This is a genomic window from Comamonas sp. (genome assembly GCF_009360615.1).
Taxonomy (GTDB): Bacteria; Pseudomonadota; Gammaproteobacteria; order Burkholderiales; family Burkholderiaceae_C; genus Comamonas.
The window spans coordinates 1-16,478 of sequence record NZ_SPEY01000034.1 but is presented as its reverse complement, the minus strand read 5'-3'; the positions used below and the strand labels follow the sequence as shown (position 1 = coordinate 16,478).

Here is a 16,478-nt window from a genome sequence, read left to right as displayed (position 1 = left end):
CGGCAGCCTACGCATCGGCCTCGAACAGCGCTCTGTGCAGCGGCATATAGGCTTTTTCACCCGCCGCATCGCGTATGCGCGGCGCCAGCTCCACCAGCTGTTCATAGCCCATGGCGGCCTCCACGGCCAGATTCAGCCTGAAGCCCTTGAGCCCCAATGCACCCGTGATGGACACGGCCATGGGGTAGGCCTTCTGGTAGCGCTTCTGGCCGACGTCTAGCCCGAGCTCGGCAGGGGCCAGAGAGGGGGAGCCGCTCTTCGAGGCCGACGCTGCGGCGGAAGACTCCCTCGTGGCCAGCCAGCCTCTGTCGACCAGGGCCAGAATATCGTCCTTGACCACCCCCAGCGCCGAGGTAGCCTCCAGCACCTGCACCAGGCTGCGATGGCCGTCAAACAGCAAAAAGGCCGAACGCAGCCGCTGGCTCAGATCGGCATGACGTTCCTTGAAAGCCTGCTGGCCTTCGGGTGTTTTGACTAGGTTCATCGCCCCCGCCCCTGTGTACATTGAGTTGCTTTTAGTCCTGCAGAGTGTCAGCTGTGACAGTCGCTGAAAAGCGGGTTTTCCTGCAAATCGGAGCAGGCCGGATCACGGTGAGCGTTCGCGGGAGGAGGTCCGAGGCGCTACCGGCAAGGGCAGCGACGGCACCCCCCTCAGTGTCTTCTGGGAACGCTTGCCCGCCGCTGCTCCCACCAGCTGACCAGCAAGGTGGTGACCAGGCCTGCCGGCACGCCAAACACGCCGGCGGAGATGGGCTGAATACCCCACCAGAGTGCCTCGCCACGCAGCACCGGGGGCAATGCCCCCTGCAGTCCCGGCACGTGAGAGACCATGTAGTACACCGTCACGGCCAGGCCCAGCAACATGCCGGCCACCGCACCACGGCGCGTGGTCCCGCGCCAGAAGATGCCCAGCACCATGGCCGGCACAAATGCCGAACCGGCCAGCGAGAACGAGGCAGAAACCATGGGAAGAATGTCGGAAGAGCGCCTCGCAGCCACAAAGGCCGCCGACAGTGCCACCAGCAGCAATGCAAACTTGGAGAGGATCACACGCTGCTCGGGTGAGACGCGCCGCTTGCGCATATCCACACGCTGGCGCTCCTGAAAATAGAGATCGCGCACCAGGGCATTGCTGATCGTCAGCAGCAGGCCATCGGCGGTGGACAGTGCCGCCGCCAACCCCCCTGCGGCCACCAGTCCCGACAGCACATAAGGCATGCCGCCCAGCTCCGGCGTGGCCAGCATGATGAGGTCGGCCCCCATGCGGATTTCGCCAAACTGCAAAATGCCGTCGCCATTGATGTCTTCGACGTCCAGCAACGAGCTATCGACTCTGGACCACTGCGCGATCCAGTTGGGCAAGGCATCGAAATGCGTGCCCACCAGATTGCTCATGACCTCGTACTTGACCAGCACGGCCAGGGCTGGCGCGCCAAGATACAGCAGCCCGATGAAGAACAGCGACCAGGCCACCGAGGTCCGTGCGGCAGACACCGAGGGAACGGTGAAGTAGCGTGTGAGCAGGTGGGGCAGCCCGGCCGTGCCGACCATCAGGCAGAACATCAGTGCCAGAAAATTGCGTCGGCTTTCCTCGTAGGCCTTGCGCTCTGCCGGGGACCCCTGAGGATCCCCCGCGAAAGGCTGGCTTTGCAGCGGCATGCCCCCCAGCGGCTTGGCCCGCTCGTAGGCCTCGTGCAGCTCGCGGCTCCAGAGTTCGCGCGCCGCCGCCTCGTCCTTGGGCATGGCGGCAAGTTCCCGACTGGCGGCCATGATGGCACCGATATTGCCGCTGCTGGTGCGCAGCTCGCGGATATGCTCGCTCAGTGCCTGGCGCTCTGCCGCCAGCACATGGGGCACATCGCGCAGCTTGGCCTGCAGCACCTGGGCACGCGTGCGGTAGGCCTCCAGCACAGACTGCTCGGCCTCGGAGGACAGCAGTTGCTGCTCCATGGCACCGATCTTGCCCAGTTGCTGGCTGTAGGCCAGCTGCGCCCAGGGGTTGCCCAGCTGTTTGTAGGCCAGCCAGGACACCGGCAGCATGAAGGCCAGCAGGATGACCACATATTGCGCCACCTGGGTCCAGGTGATGGCCCGCATGCCGCCCAGGAAGGAGCACAACAACACGCCGCCCAGGCCCAGCATGATGCCGATCTCGAACTGCACCCCCGTCAGGCGCGCGGCAATCAGGCCCACGCCATAGATCTGCGCCACCACATAGGTGAAGGAACAGGTAATGGCTGCCAGCGCCGCAATGATGCGCGGCCAGCGTCCGCCATAGCGCGCCTGGAAGAAATCCGGCACGGTATAGAGGTTCATGGCCCGCAGATAGGGGGCAATCAGCATGCCGACCAGGCAAAAGCCGCCGGTCCACCCCAGGACATAGGCCAGCCCGCCAGGCTGGCTGCCGGTTCCCGAAAAGCCCTGGAGATACAGTGCCCCGGAGAGGCTGATGAACGAGGCTGCACTCATCCAGTCCGCAGCAGCCGCCATGCCGTTGTAGAACGGCGGGATGCGCCGGCCGGCGACGAAATATTCCTCGGCATCACTGGTGCGCGAATACACACCGATGGCCGCGTACACCATCACCGTGGAGAACAGGAAGATAGGCCCGATCCAGTGTCGCGACAGTCCGCGCTCCTCGGCCCAGAGCATGGTCAGCAGAAAGCCCGCCGTTCCCAGCACATAGAGAAACAGAATGCGATGCAGCCGCCAATGATAGGCGCGACTCAGAACGGGCCGCTCAGGCATGAGGGTCGGCGGCACCGAGAGCGGCTTCGCGGGCCGCGTCACGCGCCTGTTGGCGTTCGAAATGATCCATGGCCACACAATAGACCACGATGACCAGCAGGAACATCAGGACCGCCCCTTGGGCGGCCATCCAGTAGGCCACGGGCCAATCCGGCATCAGCGCCTGGATGTCGCGCGCAAAGTAGCAGGTGCCAAACGAAGACACCACCCAGACGCTCAGCAGCAATGCCTTGAGTCTCAGGTGGTGCGTATCGTGCAGATCCGGCGGAAAAGTGACCTCCACCGGATTGCCGCAAGCGTCGAATGCCTGTCGCTGGGCATCCGACGCAGCATCGTCATGCATAGGCGCGTGATGCGTCTGCACGGCGATGTACAGGCTTATTCAGCCAGCTTCTGCCAGGTGGAGACCACGCTGTCAGGATTCAGGGAGATGGAGGAGATGCCTTCGTCGGCCAGCCACTTGGCAAAGTCGGGGTGATCCGAAGGGCCCTGGCCGCAGATGCCCACGTACTTGTTCTGATCGCGGCAGGCCTTGATGGCATGGGCCAGCAGCTTCTTGACGGCAGGGTCGCGCTCGTCGAAGTCGGCGGCCAGCAGCTCCAGCCCGGAGTCGCGGTCCAGGCCCAGGGTCAGCTGGGTCAGGTCGTTGGAGCCTACCGAGAAGCCGTCGAAGTATTCGAGGAACTCCTCAGCCAGCACGGCATTGGAGGGCACTTCGCACATCATGATCAGCTGCAGGCCGTTTTCGCCACGCTTGAGGCCGTTTTCGGCCAGCAGCTCGGTCACGCGCTTGGCCTGGCCCAGGGTGCGCACGAAGGGGATCATGATCTTGACGTTGGTCAATCCCATATCCTCACGAACGCGGCGCAGGGCTTCGCACTCCATCTTGAAGGCTTCGCCGAACTCGGCTGAGATGTAACGCGCAGCACCGCGGAAGCCCAGCATCGGGTTCTCTTCCTCGGGTTCGTAGCGGCTGCCGCCGATCAGCTTGCGGTATTCGTTGGACTTGAAGTCCGACATGCGCACGATCACGGGCTTGGGCCAGAAAGCAGCAGCAATCGTCGCCACGCCTTCGGTCACCTTGTCCACGTAGAAGGCACGGGGCGACGCATGGCCGCGGGCCACCGACTCGACCGCCTTCTTCAGATCGGCGTCGACGGCGGGGTAGTCCAGGATGGCCTTGGGGTGCACGCCGATGTTGTTGTTGATGATGAATTCGAGGCGGGCCAGGCCCACCCCCTCGTTGGGCAGCTGGGCAAAGTCGAAAGCCAGCTGGGGATTGCCCACGTTCATCATGATCTTGGTGGGGATGCTGGGCATCTCGCCACGCTTGACCTCGGTCACTTCGGTTTCCAGCAGGCCGTCATAGATCTTGCCGGTATCGCCTTCGGCGCAGGACACGGTCACCAGGGTTTCGGCCTTGAGCAGGTCGGTCGCGTTGCCGCATCCCACGACGGCGGGGATGCCCAGTTCACGCGCAATGATGGCCGCGTGGCAGGTACGGCCACCACGGTTGGTGACGATGGCCGAAGCCTTCTTCATGACAGGCTCCCAGTTGGGGTCGGTCATGTCGGTCACCAGCACATCGCCGGCCTGGACCTGATCCATCTGCGAGATGTCGGACACCAGGCGCACGGGGCCGGTACCGATCTTCTGGCCGATGGCGCGGCCTTCGGCCAGCACGGTGCCCGTGCCCTTGAGCTTGTAGCGCAGCTCGGCCTGGCCCTTGGCCTGGCTCTTCACGGTTTCGGGGCGCGCCTGCAGGATGTAGAGCTGGCCGTCGGTGCCATCCTTGCCCCACTCGATGTCCATGGGGCGGCCGTAATGCTGCTCGATCACCAGGGCGTAATGCGCCAGCTGCTGCACTTCATCGTCGGTCAGCGAATAGCGGTTGCGCAGCTCGTGCGCCACATCCACGGTCTTGACCAGCTTGCCGTCGGCTGCCTTTTCCTCGGGCGTGGCAAAGATCATCTGGATCAGCTTGGAGCCCAGGTTGCGGCGGATCAGCGCCTTGTTGCCCGCCTTGAGCATGGGCTTGTGGACATAGAACTCGTCGGGGTTCACGGCCCCCTGCACCACGGTCTCGCCCAGGCCGTAGCTGGAGGTGATGAAGACCACTTCCTCGAAGCCGGATTCGGTGTCGATGGTGAACATCACACCGGCAGCGCCCTTGTCCGAGCGCACCATGCGCTGCACGCCGGCGGACAGAGCCACCACATCGTGCTCGAAGCCCTTGTGGACGCGGTAGGAGATGGCACGGTCGTTGTACAGCGACGCGAACACTTCCTTCATCTTGTGCAGAACGTCTTCGATGCCCACCACGTTCAGGAAGGTTTCCTGCTGGCCGGCAAACGATGCATCGGGCAGGTCTTCTGCCGTGGCGGAAGAGCGCACGGCAAACGATGCCTCGGCATTGCCGCCTTGCAGACGGGCGAACTCCTCGCGGATGGCCTGTTCCAGATCGGCCGGGAAAGGCTGGTTTTCCACCATGGCGCGAATTTCCGCACCCACCGCAGCCAGAGCACGGACATCATCCACATCCAGGGCCGCCAGCTTGGCAGAGATCTTGTCGGCCAGGCCTTCAAAGGCCAGGAACTCCCGGAACGCATGGGCCGTGGTGGCAAAGCCGGTCGGCACGCGCACGCCCTGGGGCAGCTGCGAGATCATTTCGCCGAGCGAGGCGTTCTTGCCGCCTACGGACTCGACATCAGACATTCTCAGTTTTTCAAACGGAACGACCAGCGCGGTCGCTTCGAACAGTTGAGACATGGGGAGCTCCAAAGTTAAAAACCGGTACGCAGGCGGCGCTGGGCTGAATGGCCAGGGCACGCGAACCCATGCTGCAGGAGTGCAGTGCTTTGCTGTTCTGGATGTTGACCGTCAACGAGCATGGGCTTGAATTTGGGAATAATGGGCGACATTGTAGGCCGAGCCGGCACGCCCCGCGTGGCTCAAACCAGATTCAGAGTCCGGGACATGGCATTGCCTGCACAAGTCCCACCGAATAACAGCGCGCACCATGCATACCCATACGATTTTTGTCATTTCCGACGGCACAGGCATCACGGCAGAGACTTTTGGCACGGCCATCATGGCCCAGTTCGAGAGCAAGCCGCGCATCATTCGCGTGCCCTTTGTGGACTCCATGGACAAGGTGCACCAGGCCGTGCGCCAGATCAACCATGTGGCCGAGGTGGAGAAGCGCAAGCCCATCATCTTCACCACGCTGGTGAGCCAGGAAATGCTGGAATTCCTCGAAGCCAACTGCAAGGGCAAGCTGTTCGACATGTTCGGCACCTTTGTCCGTCCTCTGGAAGTGGAACTGGGCCAGAAGTCGCTGCACCGAGTGGGCCGCTTCGCAGACATCAGCGAGAGCAAGGAATATCTGGAGCGCATGGAAGCCATCAACTACACGCTGGCCCATGATGACGGTCAGACCAACACCGATCTGACAGGCGCCGACGTGATCCTCGTGGGCGTGAGCCGCTCGGGCAAGACGCCCACCAGCCTGTATCTGGCCATGCAGTTCGGCCTCAAGGTCGCCAACTACCCGCTGATCCCCGAAGATTTCGACCGCAAGCAGCTGCCGCCTGCGCTGGCTCCCTTCCGCGCCAAGCTGTTCGGCCTGACGATCGACCCGGCCCGCCTTTCCGCCATCCGCAGCGAGCGCCGCCCGGACTCCAAGTACGCCAGCCTGCAGAACTGCCGCTACGAGGTGGCCGAGGCCGAGGCCATGATGCGCAGAAGCGGGATCGAGTGGCTGTCCAGCACCACCAAGTCGATCGAAGAGATTGCCACCACCATCCTGCAGGAGGTGCTGCCGCAGCATCTGGGACATTAGGCCTCCCCCTGAGCGGCTTCGCCGCTTCCCCAAGGGGACGCAGCCCTCGCTGCGAGGCGGCTCTTGCTCGGCCGCCCTTACTTAGCCCGCGCCTTTAGCCCGCGCCTGCGTCAAGAACTACGGGTAATGCAGGCGCCACGCAGTGTCCTCGCTCAACGCAGGACGGGCTGCTGCGGCAGCACCTGCAGCAGATAGTCCACCAGTGCACGGACCTTGACCGGTACATACTGGCGATCCTTGAAGCACGCGAAGAAGTCCAGCGGAGCATCCTCGAACTGCAGCTGGCCCTTGCGCGCGGGCTTGAGTGTCAGCGGCACCAGCCGCCCTCTGCGCAGCTCCTCATGGACGATGAAGCTGCCGGCCCAGGCAATGCCGCCGCCCGCCGCGGCAAACTCGACCAGGGCATCGATGTCGCTGCCGATGGCCGCAATCTTCTGCGGCGGATCGGTGCGCTGGCCATCGCGCAGAAAAGGCCAGCGCATGATCCTGCCGTCGCGCTCTCGCCGGTACAGCAAGCAGGCATGCTCGAGCAGATCCTGCGCCGTCTGCGGTCGGCCGTGCTGCTGCAGATACTGGGGCGAGGCGCAGAGAATGCGCGGCGCCGAGGCCAGCAGCCGCACCGACATGCCGGGCTCCAGCACATCGCGGTAGCGCACGCTGATGTCCACGTCTTCCTTGAGCACGTCCACATGCCGGTCCGTGATCAGCAGCTCCAGCTCCAGTCGCGGATGCAGGGCGGCAAAAGCCGGCAGCAGCGGGGCCAGCACATGACGGCCGAAGGCGGCCATGCAGGCAATGCGCAAGCGGCCTTGCAGCTCTCCATGAATCAGCGAGAGATCGGACTGGGCTTTTTCAAGCTCGTCGAGCACCGGAGCGACGCGCGCCAGATAGCGCTCGCCGGCCTCGGTCAAGGCCATGGAGCGTGTGGTGCGCGTGATCAGGCGCGTGCCCAGCTCGCGCTCCAGCCGCGCAATGTTCTGGCTGGCGGCAGCGGGCGAAATGCCCAGCTGGCGCGCGGCCGAGGCGATGGAGCCGCCCTCCAGCGCTTTGACAAAGGTTTCTATGGCTCGCAGATTCGGCATGCGTGCGAATGTATCCCCAATTGCATTCGAAAGTTCTGCTTATGAGTGCAACAAGTCCCGGACCTCTACCGCAGACCGCTTGTGGTACTTACAGTTCAGCCCTGTTTTCCATCCACGCATTCGGCCCGAACCGCTGACAGCCCCTGCTCCCGCCGCGCCAACGCGGAATGCATTTCCGACATCATTTTCATGAATTCCTCCACCAGCTCTTCCCCATCCAGACTTTCGACGTTCAAGCTGCACCGGCGCTACACGCCGTTCGTCTTCGCATTTTTCATGGCCGGCATCATGGCTTTCCTGATGTGCTGCACCATCGTGGCGGCCAATACCGGCTTTGACAGCGGCTATGTGCGGCGCGTGTTCAGCGCCTATGCGCTGGCCATGCCGGTGGCGTTCTTCTGCGTGATGATGGTGCGGCCGCTGGTGCTCAAACTGGTTGCGTTGACGGTGCATACGCATTGAACAGGCGGGGCATACGCTACTGAATATGAAGCAGCCTGAGCATGTCTGAAATCAGATTTCAATTCAATCTATTGAAATTTCGGACGGACAAAGCGGTATCCGCTACAAAAATATATTGCAACGCACCGTCGCTGCTGCGCACCGGATCGCAGAGCATGCCCCAGACCTGGCGCACCAGCGCAGGCTGAAGCACATCCCGCACCGCGCCGTGGTGCACTCCGGCATCACCGCCCAGCACCAGCACATCGTCGGCATAGCGCAAGGCCAGGTTCAGATCGTGAATCACTGCGACCACGCCTGCGCCCTGCTGCCCCGCCCACTGGCGCAGCAGGCGCATGACATGGTGCTGATGGGCCAGATCCAGAGCGGCGGTGGGCTCGTCCAGAAGCAGCCAGGGGGCTGCGCCGTCGTCGGGCATCCCGCCATCTGGCCAGATCTGCGCCAGCGCCCTGGCCAGATGAGTGCGCGCCCTCTCACCGCCCGACAGCGTGTTGATGCTGCGCTGCGCCAAATGATCGACCCCGGTCAACGCCATGGCCTGCGCCGGAATCTGCGCCTCCCCGGTGCCGGGCTGATGACGATGCGGATAACGTCCCAGCTCCACCACCTCCTGGGCCGTGAAGTCAAAGGCCACGCTGCAATCCTGGGGCATGACGGAGCGACGACGTGCCAGCCCCTCCATCGCATGCGCGGACAGCGCCCGCCCGTCGAGCAGAACCTGGCCCGACTGCGGCGCGCGCTCGCCCACCAGCATGGACATCAGCGTGGACTTGCCGGCGCCATTGGGGCCGAGGATGGCGGTAAAGCGCCCGGCCGGAATCCGCACATCCACCGTCGCCAGGCGCGGCCCCTTGGCTACGCCGACGCCCAGATGGCGGCATTCGAGGCTGGACAGCCCTTGGTACGCACTCATACCTTGCTCCTGAACTGGCGCAGCATGGCCAGAAACAGCGGCACGCCGATAAACGCGGTGAGCACGCCCAGCGGCAGCTCGGCCGGCTTGACGATGGTGCGCGCCACCGCATCGGCGCTGACCACCAGCGCTGCCCCCAGCAGGGCCGATCCCGGCAGCACCACGCGATGATCGGGACCGGCCATCAGCCGCACCCAGTGCGGCGCGACCAGACCGATGAAGCCGATGATGCCGGTGGTCGCGGTCACGGCGCCCACGGCCAGCGCAGCCACCATCACGGCGCGGCGCTTGGTTTTCTCGACGGCCACGCCCAGCAGATTGGCCTGGGCTTCGCCCAGGGCAATCGCATTCAGCGGCCTGGCCAGCGCCAGCGCCGCCGCCGCGCTGACGACCACGGCCGCAGACACCAGGGCCACCGCGCTCCAGCGGGAGGCGCCCAGGCTGCCCAGCAGCCACATCTGCAGATTGCGCAGCTGCTCGTCCGTGGACACAAAACTCAGAAAGCCCAGCCCGGCACCGGCGAGCGCGTTGATGGCAATGCCGGCCAGCAGCATCAGGCCGATGCGGGTCGTGCCCTGGACCTGACCCAGCACATAGACCACAGCGGTCACGGCCAGACCACCGCCAAAAGCCATGGCCACCAGGGCCCAGCTGCCCAGATGACGCGGCAGCCAGGGCAGATACAGGCCGCCCAGCACGATGGTGATGCCGGCGGCCAGGGCCGCGCCGCTGCTCACGCCGATCAGGCCGGGGTCGGCCAGCGGATTGCGAAACAACCCCTGCATCAACGCGCCGGCCAGCCCCAGTCCGGCGCCGGCCGCGACGCCCATGAGCAGGCGCGGCAGGCGGATATTGAGAAAGACCAGATGTTCGGGCCCGGTTTGCACATCACCACCCCAAAGGCCGCGAATTCCATCCCAGGCAATGCCGGGCAACTGCGAAGGCGCAATCGCATAGGCACCGCTGGCCGCACCCCAGACCATGGCCAGCAGCACCAGCGCCAGGCCTAGCAGCAGCGTGGCACTGCGGCTGAGCCGCCCGGCCGGCGTGCGCCAGCGCGATGCAGCTGCGGGCACGCCCGACACCGGCTTGGCCGCCATGACACCAGACAGTCCGCTCATCAGGCCACCCACTGCAGGGCGCGCACATGCAAAGCCTGTACGGCACTGGGCAGGCGTGGCCCGAAGCCCAGCAGGTGGCTGGCTTCCAGCGTCACCAGCGCCTTCTTGGCAAAGGCTGGCGTCAGGGCCAGCTCGGGCCGCTTCCAGAAGGCGGCCTCGCCGCCCAGAGCCTCGATACCCTGCGTGGTGTTGATGATGACTTCGGGCGCGGCGCTGGCCATGGCTTCTGCGGTCAGGGGCTTGTAGCCGTCGAACTGGTCGATGGCATTGACGCAGCCCGCGTACTGGATCAGCGCATGGGCTGCCGTGCCCTTGCCCGCCACTTGCGGACTGCCGCTGTGCGAGAGCACAAACAGCACGCGCGGCTTGCGCTGGGCCTTGGCCACCTGGGCCCGGACACGGCTCCACTGCGCTTCGAGCTGGGCCAGCAGCTGGTCGGCCTCGGCCAGGCGGCCGGTTTCGCGGCCCACGACCCTGACCTTTTCCTGGACCTCGGCCCAGTCGTGCCTGGCCGGCACCATGGATACGCGAACGCCAGCCTGTCGGATCTGATCGATCACCACGGGCGGGCCGGCCTCGCTGGTTGCGACCACCGCATCGGGTTTGAGCGAGAGCAGGCCTTCGGCCGAGAGCTGGCGCACATAGCCGACCTTGGCGGTTTTTTGCGCCGCTTCGGGAAACAGGCTGGTAGTGTCGGTGCCCACCAGCAGGCTCTGGGCATTGAGCAGATAGACCACCTCGGTCAATGCCCCGCTGAGCGATACCAGGCGTTTCGCTCCGGGTGCGGCAGCTGCAGAGGCGGCCTGCGCCAGCCCCGGCAGGGCCGTGCCCGCCACGCTCGCACCCAGCCATTGCAGACCCTGGCGCCGGGAAATGCGGGCCGTGCTCATGCAGCCTCCGCCACTGCCGCCTTGCGCTGCAGGCCGGCCACCAGATCGCGCCAGCCCTGCAGCTCGGGCTGACCGGGCTTGCGCTCGCCGAAGAACATGGCCATGTTGTTGCCTTCGGCATCAAAGGCCTCGACCGAAGTCACCACGCCATCGCTGGTGGGTTTGCGCACCATCCAGACATTGGCGATCAGATCGGTGCGCAGATGCAGGTTGAAGCCCTTGTCCAGCACATTGATCCAGCGCACGCCGTCCTTGCCGTCCATGGGCTGGATATGGCTCACGGGGCCGGTGTGGATCTGGATGCAGCCGCTGCTGCCCACAAACACCATGATGGAGACGCCATCCACCGCCGCATCGCCCAACAGCTGTGCCACCGCGTCGGTGCTCAGGCGCTCACAGTACTGGGGCACCAGACGGAAGGCCTGCTGGCGCTCGGCACCGAACCTGCGCAGCATCTCGAAGAACTCATGCGTGTCCTTCATCTCGGTCCAAGCCTGGGTCAGCGCGGGCACGTCGATCTCGGCGTCGGCCTTGATCGCTGGCTTGGCTGCAGGTTCGCGGAACACATAGCCTGCCGACGGCTCGGCAAAGCACTCGACCAGCGCATTCCAGGCCGCCATGTCCGTGGCCTCGCGCGCAAACACCTTGTGCACGGCACGACCGGCCGCGTCATAGAACTGCAGGCTGCGCATGGCAGGACGGCCACCATTGGCGGACTCCTCGGTCACGGCAAAGCCGGCATGCCAGTGCATGAAGAACAGGCGCAGATCGATTTCCCGGCTCAGCGCCAGACCGACCGGCCCCTGGGCCGAGAGGTTCTGGTAGATGCCGTCTTTTTCATGCACGGTGGATTCGTTGCGCGTCAACGCCATCACCGGGCCGCAGGCCTCCAGGGCCTTGAGGATGTCCAGCCATTCGGCGCGCAGCGGCAGCGCCTGCAGCGCGCGTTCATGCTCGCCGCCATGTGCGGCAATCACCGCGCCTTCGCTCAGCTGCAGGGCTTCGGCGGCATCCTTGGCGCGCAGGCCTTGCAGGCGTTTCTGGGCAAATTGCTCGCGAATCTGCACTGCGGTCATGGTCTGGATTTCGGGGGAGGTGATGGCGTTCATTGCAGGGTCTCCGGGCTGTGATGCCAGTGCGGTTGTGGGTTGGAAAACTCGTCGTCGGAACGGAGGGCCGAATTCTGGCCTTCGGTGCCAGATTCGGACTGGGCCAACACCCGGGCCACGGTGGCCCAGCGCTGTCCCAGTCGCAGCAGAAAGTGACGCATATCGTCGGAGCGCTCGCTGCCGTCCAGGCCTTCGGTCATGCGCATCAGCTGGTCCGCCACGCGCTGGGCCATGGGCGCACGATGCACCGCACAGCAGCCCTGGCTGAAACCGGTCATCAACGCCAGCACCGTGGCCAGCTGGGCTTCGCCCTCGGTCAGTAGATATTCCTCATCGCGGCTGCCAGAGGCACTCTGGGCATTGGCGGTGTTCTCATAAACAGACATGGCACACTCCCGCAGTTTTTGAGTCAAACAGATCTCAAGCGCTTACCAAGCAAGCGCTTTCAGCTACAAAATCAGAAGTCCTGAACCAGGGACACACGCACATAGCGGCCGGCCTGGCTATAGGCATCGGCAATCTGCGTGGTGTTGGTCAGGCTGCGCACATCGGACCAGCGCCAGTACTTCTTGTCGGTCAGGTTGTAGACGCCCACGTTCAGGCGGGTGCCGGGACGGATGCGCCATTGAGCGCTCAGATCCAGCACCGTGGCGCTGGGGCTGAGCCAGGCATTGGCCGCTGCATCCCCGGCCTTTTTGCCGGCCCAGTGCGAGGCGCTGAACTGCACGCCCACATTCGAGCGGTCGTAGCGCACGCCCAGCACCAGTTGCTGCGGCGAGATGGTGTCCACGGGCAGGTCGGTGCTCTTGTCCGTGCCCTTGGTGTAGCCATAGGCGGCATTGGTGCGCCAGTCGCCACCGGCAAACTTGCCCCAGTCGTAGTCGGCCTTGAGCTCGAAGCCGCTGATATGCACGCGATTCAGGTTGACGGACTGGAAGGTGGCCGGATTGTTGCGGTCACCATAGTTGCCGGAAACCAGCACCTGATCCTGGATGAAGTCCTTGTAGCGGCCCGTGAAGACAGCAGCATCAAGGCGCAGCGCATTCATGCGGCCACGCAGGCCCAGCTCGAAGGTATGGCTTTTTTCCGCCTTGAGATCGGGGTTGGGAATGCTCTTGTAGAACATGAACGGGTTCTCGAAGAAAGCATTGATCTGCCCGGCATTCGGCGCTCTGAAACCGGCGGCATAGTTGCCGTAGACCGACCAGGCATCGTTCACCTGGAACATGGCGCCCAGCTTGGGGGAGACGGCAGAGTCCGAATTGCTGACCGCTGTGCCGCCAAACCCTTGCTGCTTGGGCTTGATGCTGTAGTGCTCGGCCCGCAATCCGGGCGTCAGGCTCAAAGCACCATAGTGCAGCTCGGCCTGCGCAAACAGCGCGGTCGAGGTTTCCGTGGTGTCGGGGAAGCGCTTGAGCGGAAAGCTCTCGCCTGCCGGAGGCGTGATGCCGTTCTGCTCGTTGACCACCTTGCCGCGCAGATAGTCGACGCCATAGCTGAACTTGCCGCTGAGGCCATTGCTCCAGCGCAGCGTCTTGCCAGCCTGGGCATGCAGCTGCAGCGCGTCCTCGTCATAGGTCACATCGCGCTCGCGATAGGCCAAGGGCGGGGTGCGGGTTTCGGTCACGAACTCACGCGAACTCGTGCTTTGATAGCTGGCCATCAGCTTGAGCTCGTCGGCCAGTGCCGTATCCAGCTGCTGCCACTGTCCCTGCCAGGTAGCACGCCAGCGCTTCATCGAGGTATTCGACTTGGAATCCGTCACCGTGGCGCTGCGTGCCGACAGCAGGTCGTAGTCGGCTCGCTTGTCCACGCCCTCCAGGACGAACACATGTTTTTGCACCGCCGATGGTGTGTAGACCAGCTTGCCCAGCAAAGAATGGCTCTTGTCCGTTTCGGGGTTGGGCGTGGTGCGCAGAGCACCCACGGTGTTATTGCTGCCCCTGTTTTCCAGCGCGCTGGCACGGCCCACACCGGCCGACAGCAGCCAGCTCCATTCGGGGCTGGCACGGCCCGCCAGCGTCGCGCCCACGCGCTTGCCGTTGTCCGAGCCGTCATAACTGGCCGAGACGCGACCGCCAATGGTCTTGCCGTCCTTGAGCAGATCGTCGGGCTGCACGGTGATGAAATTGACCAGGCCGCCCATGCCGTCCGAGCCATAGAGCGCGGGCACGGCACCGCGCAGGATTTCCACGCGCTGCACCAGACCCAGATCCAGATAGTCACGGCCAAAGGCATTGGCGCTGAAGGCATAGCTGCGCGGCAGGCGCACGCCATCGGCCAGCATCAGCACGCGATTGCCTTCGAGGCCGCGGATATTGAAGCCGCTGTTCTGGTCACGCCCCGTGGAGCCGCTTGCCAGCGTGAAACGCGCAGGACTGCGCGGCACGGTCACATTGGGCAGCTTGCTGGCCAGTTCGCGGATGTCGCCGATCTGCTCCTCCTCCATCTGCCTGGCATCGATGACGTCCACCGTCATGGGCAGGCTGTCGGCGTCCTGCTCGTCGCGCGAGGCACTGATGACCACATCGCGCAGCACAGGCGTGCTGCGGTCGGCCCGCGCCGCTGCGACCTGGACGGATTCGGAGGATGGCTGCCGGGCCTGGGCCGAGAGAGCGGTGCAGGCCAGTGCGCAGGCCAGCGCCAGCGGACGGAGATCGGAGCGTGGCGCCAGCGAGGCGCGGGCGTGCGAAGCGTTGGCGTAAGCCATACCAGAAACCCTCTTTATTCATAGAAATGGACAAGAGCTGGCTTCTGATCGATACGTCAATGGCCACAGGTCGAAGCGTCAGAGGCTTCGCGGCCTGTCGCTGGCACGGCATTGGCTGGCTGAATGGCCTCCAGTATATGCGAATAATTCTCAACCGCAAATGACTTTGTTACATTCGGGGAATCGCACTCTGGCGCTAGGCGGGCCTGTCTTCACGGGCCGTGATGTTCCCAACCCCATGCGATAAACGCCAAAGTCCCTGACGCTCCCCCCACGGCCATGCCCCCTCTTCGCGATGGCTCAAACGCAAAGAGGACTGCCCAGGCAGTCCTCCTTGATCGCTACGACCGCATGCGCTGCACGCGATGAAGGCCGTTCAGTTGCGGATCAGATGATCGAAGGCCGACAGGGCTGCCGTGGCACCGGCGCCGGCCGCAATCACGATCTGCTTGTAAGGCACGGTGGTGCAGTCACCGGCGGCGAACACGCCGGGCAGATTGGTCTGCCCCTTGGCATCCACGATGATTTCGCCGAACTTGCTCAGCTCCACCGTCCCCTTGAGCCACTCGGTGTTCGGCACCAGGCCGATCTGCACGAACACACCTTCGAGCTCCACATGGTGTTCGGCACCGCTGGTACGGTCCTTGTAGCTCAGGCCATTGACTTTGCCGTTGGCACCGGTGATCTCGGTGGTCTGGGCGTTGGTGATGACGGTCACATTGGGCAGGCTGTGCAGCTTCTTGACCAGCACGGCATCGGCCTTGAGCTGATCGGCGAACTCCACCACCGTTACATGGGCCACCAGGCCCGCCAGGTCAATCGCAGCCTCGATGCCGGAGTTGCCGCCGCCGATCACCGAGACGCGCTTGCCCTTGAACAGCGGACCGTCGCAGTGCGGGCAGTAGGCCACGCCCTTGTTCTTGTACTCGGCTTCGCCGGGCACGTTCACATTGCGCCAGCGCGCACCGGTGGACAGGATCACGGTCTTGGCCTTGAGCGAGCCGCCATTGGCCAGTTGCACTTCCACCAGTCCGCCAGGCTGTGCAGCGGGAATCAGCTTCTCGGCGCGCTGCAGGTTCATGATGTCCACGTCATAGGCACGGGTGTGGGCTTCCAGGGCCGCAGCGAACTTGGGTCCGTCGGTCTCCAGCACGGAGATGTAGTTCTCGATCGCCAGCGTGTCGTTGACCTGGCCGCCAAAGCGCTCGGCCGCCACGCCAGTACGAATGCCCTTGCGAGCGGCGTACACAGCGGCTGCAGCGCCGGCTGGGCCGCCGCCGATGATCAGCACGTCGAAGACTTCCTTGGCCGACAGCTTGGCGGCGTCACGCGAGGCGGCACCGGTGTCCAGCTTGGCCACGATTTCCTCGATGCTCATGCGGCCGGAGCCGAACACGCTGCCGTTCATGAACACCATGGGCACGGCCATGATTTCGCGCTCGGTCACTTCCTTCTGGAAGGCGCCGCCCTCGATCACCGTGGTCTTGACCTTGGGATTGAGAATGGCCATCAGCGACAGTGCCTGAACCACATCGGGGCAGTTGTGGCAGCTCAGGCTCATGTAGACCTCGAAGTTGAAGTCGCCATCGAGCGCCTTGATCT

Annotated in this window: 14 protein-coding genes; 2 read left to right on the top strand and 12 right to left on the bottom strand. The window is 64.3% G+C overall.

All coding sequences use genetic code 11. The features are described 5' to 3' along the window. Nucleotides 1-7: 7 nt before the first annotated feature. The 4 genes from E2583_RS11495 to ppsA form a co-directional block, all read right to left on the bottom strand. Complete coding sequence (locus tag E2583_RS11495; RefSeq protein WP_291595885.1) at nucleotides 8-484, bottom strand: hypothetical protein; 477 nt, start codon at nucleotides 482-484, stop codon at nucleotides 8-10. A 167-nt stretch (nucleotides 485-651) separates the two neighbouring features. Continuing rightward, nucleotides 652-2,748 carry a VC_2705 family sodium/solute symporter gene (locus tag E2583_RS11490; RefSeq protein ID WP_291595883.1) on the bottom strand — a complete coding sequence of 699 codons (2,097 nt, stop codon included), beginning with the start codon at nucleotides 2,746-2,748 and terminating at the stop codon, nucleotides 652-654. Beyond that, nucleotides 2,741-3,091, bottom strand: coding sequence for a DUF4212 domain-containing protein (locus E2583_RS11485; RefSeq protein WP_291595881.1), 351 nt, complete (start codon nucleotides 3,089-3,091; stop codon nucleotides 2,741-2,743). Before E2583_RS11485 ends, E2583_RS11490 begins: the two co-directional genes overlap by 8 nt. Nucleotides 3,092-3,126: 35 nt before the next feature. Then, nucleotides 3,127-5,517, bottom strand: a complete 2,391-nt coding sequence (gene ppsA, locus E2583_RS11480; protein WP_291595879.1) for a phosphoenolpyruvate synthase — start codon at nucleotides 5,515-5,517, stop codon at nucleotides 3,127-3,129. 250 nt (nucleotides 5,518-5,767) lie between these two features. On the opposite strand from ppsA, the gene E2583_RS11475 reads away from it, so the two are divergent. Beyond that, entirely contained in the window at nucleotides 5,768-6,589 is an 822-nt protein-coding gene (locus E2583_RS11475; protein WP_291595877.1) for a pyruvate, water dikinase regulatory protein, read from the top strand. Nucleotides 6,590-6,741: 152 nt separating this feature from the next. Here E2583_RS11475 and E2583_RS11470 read toward each other — a convergent pair whose 3' ends face one another. After that, the gene (locus tag E2583_RS11470) at nucleotides 6,742-7,671 is read right to left on the bottom strand and encodes a LysR family transcriptional regulator (RefSeq protein WP_291595876.1); all 930 of its coding nucleotides are present in this window, start codon (nucleotides 7,669-7,671) and stop codon (nucleotides 6,742-6,744) included. Nucleotides 7,672-7,860: 189 nt separating this feature from the next. Here E2583_RS11470 and E2583_RS11465 point away from each other — a divergent pair, with 189 nt between their 5' ends. Further along, nucleotides 7,861-8,133: a DUF2798 domain-containing protein gene (locus tag E2583_RS11465; protein ID WP_291595874.1), complete on the top strand. Its 273-nt coding sequence runs from the start codon at nucleotides 7,861-7,863 to the stop codon at nucleotides 8,131-8,133. A gap of 58 nt (nucleotides 8,134-8,191) precedes the next feature. Here the strand turns inward: E2583_RS11465 and E2583_RS11460 are convergent, their stop codons facing one another. The 7 genes from E2583_RS11460 to ahpF all read right to left on the bottom strand — a co-directional run. Next, a complete protein-coding gene (locus tag E2583_RS11460; RefSeq protein ID WP_291595872.1) occupies nucleotides 8,192-9,046 on the bottom strand; it encodes a heme ABC transporter ATP-binding protein in 855 nt (284 codons plus the stop codon). Further along, complete coding sequence (locus tag E2583_RS11455; RefSeq protein ID WP_291595870.1) at nucleotides 9,043-10,167, bottom strand: iron ABC transporter permease; 1,125 nt, start codon at nucleotides 10,165-10,167, stop codon at nucleotides 9,043-9,045. Before E2583_RS11455 ends, E2583_RS11460 begins: the two co-directional genes overlap by 4 nt. Beyond that, nucleotides 10,167-11,057, bottom strand: a complete 891-nt coding sequence (locus E2583_RS11450; RefSeq protein WP_291595869.1) for a hemin ABC transporter substrate-binding protein — start codon at nucleotides 11,055-11,057, stop codon at nucleotides 10,167-10,169. Before E2583_RS11450 ends, E2583_RS11455 begins: the two co-directional genes overlap by 1 nt. Beyond that, nucleotides 11,054-12,166: a ChuX/HutX family heme-like substrate-binding protein gene (locus E2583_RS11445; protein ID WP_291595868.1), complete on the bottom strand. Its 1,113-nt coding sequence runs from the start codon at nucleotides 12,164-12,166 to the stop codon at nucleotides 11,054-11,056. The genes E2583_RS11450 and E2583_RS11445 overlap by 4 nt, the downstream gene beginning before the upstream one ends. Continuing rightward, nucleotides 12,163-12,552 carry a hypothetical protein gene (locus tag E2583_RS11440; RefSeq protein WP_291595866.1) on the bottom strand — a complete coding sequence of 130 codons (390 nt, stop codon included), beginning with the start codon at nucleotides 12,550-12,552 and terminating at the stop codon, nucleotides 12,163-12,165. The genes E2583_RS11445 and E2583_RS11440 overlap by 4 nt, the downstream gene beginning before the upstream one ends. Nucleotides 12,553-12,623: 71 nt before the next feature. Beyond that, nucleotides 12,624-14,876 (bottom strand): TonB-dependent hemoglobin/transferrin/lactoferrin family receptor, encoded by a 2,253-nt coding sequence (locus E2583_RS11435; RefSeq protein ID WP_291595864.1) that lies wholly within the window; start codon nucleotides 14,874-14,876, stop codon nucleotides 12,624-12,626. A 376-nt stretch (nucleotides 14,877-15,252) separates the two neighbouring features. Continuing rightward, nucleotides 15,253-16,478 (bottom strand): alkyl hydroperoxide reductase subunit F (gene ahpF / locus E2583_RS11430; protein ID WP_291595862.1); only part of this gene is annotated, 1,226 nt, incomplete at its 5' end.

Coding starts and splice junctions, on each gene's coding strand:
- E2583_RS11465 (WP_291595874.1), top strand. CDS start 7,861: ATGAATTCCTCCACCAGCTCTTCCCCATCCAGACTTTCGACGTTCAAG.
- E2583_RS11450 (WP_291595869.1), bottom strand. CDS start 11,057: ATGAGCACGGCCCGCATTTCCCGGCGCCAGGGTCTGCAATGGCTGGGT.
- E2583_RS11485 (WP_291595881.1), bottom strand. CDS start 3,091: ATGCATGACGATGCTGCGTCGGATGCCCAGCGACAGGCATTCGACGCT.
- E2583_RS11470 (WP_291595876.1), bottom strand. CDS start 7,671: ATGCCGAATCTGCGAGCCATAGAAACCTTTGTCAAAGCGCTGGAGGGC.
- E2583_RS11440 (WP_291595866.1), bottom strand. CDS start 12,552: ATGTCTGTTTATGAGAACACCGCCAATGCCCAGAGTGCCTCTGGCAGC.
- E2583_RS11495 (WP_291595885.1), bottom strand. CDS start 484: ATGAACCTAGTCAAAACACCCGAAGGCCAGCAGGCTTTCAAGGAACGT.
- E2583_RS11490 (WP_291595883.1), bottom strand. CDS start 2,748: ATGCCTGAGCGGCCCGTTCTGAGTCGCGCCTATCATTGGCGGCTGCAT.
- ppsA (WP_291595879.1), bottom strand. CDS start 5,517: ATGTCTCAACTGTTCGAAGCGACCGCGCTGGTCGTTCCGTTTGAAAAA.
- E2583_RS11435 (WP_291595864.1), bottom strand. CDS start 14,876: ATGGCTTACGCCAACGCTTCGCACGCCCGCGCCTCGCTGGCGCCACGC.
- E2583_RS11455 (WP_291595870.1), bottom strand. CDS start 10,167: ATGAGCGGACTGTCTGGTGTCATGGCGGCCAAGCCGGTGTCGGGCGTG.
- E2583_RS11475 (WP_291595877.1), top strand. CDS start 5,768: ATGCATACCCATACGATTTTTGTCATTTCCGACGGCACAGGCATCACG.
- E2583_RS11445 (WP_291595868.1), bottom strand. CDS start 12,166: ATGAACGCCATCACCTCCCCCGAAATCCAGACCATGACCGCAGTGCAG.
- E2583_RS11460 (WP_291595872.1), bottom strand. CDS start 9,046: ATGAGTGCGTACCAAGGGCTGTCCAGCCTCGAATGCCGCCATCTGGGC.